This window comes from Micromonospora sp. NPDC049799 (assembly GCF_040656655.1).
Taxonomy (GTDB): Bacteria; Actinomycetota; Actinomycetes; order Mycobacteriales; family Micromonosporaceae; genus Micromonospora.
The window spans coordinates 1-1,898 of record NZ_JBFAMU010000737.1 but is presented as its reverse complement, the minus strand read 5'-3'; the positions used below and the strand labels follow the sequence as shown (position 1 = coordinate 1,898).

Sequence of the window (1,898 nt, the reverse complement as noted above, 5' to 3'; positions counted from 1 at the left end):
CTACACGCGGATCGTGAAGACCGGCCCGCGCAAGGGTGACGCCGCCCCGATGGCGATCATCGAGCTGGTCGAGGAGCTGCAGGTCGCGGCGCCGACCGTTCGCCGCCGCCGGCCTCACCGCCGCCGAGGGCGTCACCACCGCGATGGTCTACGGCGCCTTGGTACTGGTGGCGAGCCTGCCCGGTGCCGCCGTCCTGCTGGTCCGCCGTGTACCCGTGCCCGCCGGCACCGTCTGACGAGGAGTCCGATGTCCGAACACCGCCCCGCCGCCACGGTCCGCAACCAGGTCATGGTCCCGCTGCGCTTCCCGGACGGCTACGCCACCCGCGCCCGCGTCTTCTCCTTCGCGGGCCTGGTCGACGGCCGTGAGCACCTCGCCCTCGGCCTCGGCGACCGCGCCGAGGCGGACCCGCCGTCCGGTGGGCTGCCGCTGGTCCGTCCGCACAGCGAGTGCCTGACCGGCGACGTGTTCGGCAGCCAGCGCTGTGACTGCGGTCCCCAACTGCGTGAGGCGGTGGAGCGCATCGCCACCGCCGGCGGCTACCTGCTCTACCTGCGTCAGGAGGGCCGCGGCATCGGCCTGTACGCCAAGCTCGACGCGTACGCGCTCCAGGACGCCGGCCTGGACACCTACGAGGCCAACCTCGCCCTCGGGCGCCGGGAGGACGAGCGGGACTACACCGTCGCCGCGCAGATGCTCGCCGCGCTGGGCGTGGACCGGGTCGCGCTGCTGAGCAACAACCCGGACAAGGCCGCCCAGCTCGACCGGCTCGGCGTACGCGTCGCGGAGCGTGTGTCCACCGGCCTGTTCCTGTCCCCGGCGAACGCCGACTACCTGGCGGCCAAGGCCAGTCGCGGCGAGCACGTCCTCGACCTTCCGTTCGTCCCGTGACCACCCGCCCGTACGTGCTGCTGAGCTGCGCCACGTCGCTCGACGGCTACCTGGACGACGCCACCGACCAGCGGCTGCTGCTGTCCAACCCGGACGACCTGGACCGGGTCGACGAGGTGCGGGCGGGCTGCGACGCGATCCTGGTCGGTGCGACCACCGTCCGCCGCGACGACCCCCGGTTGCTGGTGCGGTCCGCCCGACGGCGGGCCGAGCGGGTCGCCGCCGGCCGGCCGGCCTCGCCGACGCGGGTCACCCTGACCGGCTGCGGTGACCTCGACCCGACGGCCCGGTTCTTCACCGTCGGCGACACCGAGCGGATCGTCTACTGCGCCTCGTCGGCGGTGGAGAAGACCCGGGACCGGCTCGCCGGCCTCGCCGTCGTCGTCGACGCGGGCGAGCCGGTCGACCCGGCGCGGACGCTGGACGACCTCGCCGCCCGAGGCGTACGCCGGTTGATGGTGGAGGGTGGCGTCAGCGTGCACGCCCAGTTCCTCACCGCGGGGCTCGCCGACGAGCTGCACCTCGTGGTCGCCCCGTTCTTCGTCGGCGACCACCGGGCTCCCCGGTTCGCCGGCGAGGGCCGTTTCCCCTGGCACGCGGAGCGACGGGCCCGGTTGGCGGAGGTCCGCCAGATCGGCGACGTGGTGCTGCTGCGCTACGCCCTCTCCGACCGCTGCCCCGGCTGACCGCCTCCGGACCGGTGTCGTCGGCCCGCCGGTCGTCGGCGGCCGGGGAATCCCGCCCGCCGGCGGCGTTCACGCCGGGGCCAGGCCGAGCGCGTCGTCCACCCGGTCCAGCACCGCGACGTCGTCCTGGCCGACGCCGCGCAGCAGGTCGATCGCCGTCGCCCGGATCTGGCCGACGATCATGGTCAGCGGCAGTGGCGGGTCCGACCGCAGGAGTCGCGCGGCGATCCGCACCGCCTCCAGGGCCGCCGCGTCGGCCCGTGCGGCGTGCCGTTCGGCGTCGTGCCCGCTCACGCCCGTGGCCAGCGCCTCACCCGCCG

Annotated in this window: 2 protein-coding genes and 3 pseudogenes; 4 read left to right on the top strand and 1 reads right to left on the bottom strand. The window is 75.1% G+C overall.

Features of this window, described 5'->3' with window-relative positions; all coding sequences use genetic code 11:
- The 4 genes and pseudogenes from AB0I76_RS28950 to AB0I76_RS28935 all read left to right on the top strand — a co-directional run.
- Positions 1–94: pseudogene (locus AB0I76_RS28950) on the top strand (L17 family ribosomal protein); the annotation flags it as partial.
- A 4-nt stretch (positions 95–98) separates the two neighbouring features.
- A pseudogene (locus tag AB0I76_RS28945) lies at positions 99–236 on the top strand (UPF0104 family protein); the annotation flags it as partial.
- 11 nt (positions 237–247) lie between these two features.
- On the top strand, positions 248–892 hold the full coding sequence (gene ribA, locus AB0I76_RS28940) for a GTP cyclohydrolase II (RefSeq protein WP_357042037.1): 645 nt from the start codon (positions 248–250) through the stop codon (positions 890–892).
- Entirely contained in the window at positions 889–1,578 is a 690-nt protein-coding gene (locus AB0I76_RS28935) for a dihydrofolate reductase family protein (protein WP_357042034.1), read from the top strand. Before ribA ends, AB0I76_RS28935 begins: the two co-directional genes overlap by 4 nt.
- 69 nt (positions 1,579–1,647) lie before the next feature.
- On the opposite strand, the pseudogene AB0I76_RS28930 reads toward AB0I76_RS28935, so the two are convergent.
- A pseudogene (locus AB0I76_RS28930) lies at positions 1,648–1,898 on the bottom strand (hypothetical protein); the annotation flags it as partial.

What these genes read in the sequence shown, in the direction of transcription:
- ribA (WP_357042037.1), top strand. Translation starts at nt 248, where the DNA reads ATGTCCGAACACCGCCCCGCCGCCACGGTCCGCAACCAGGTCATGGTC.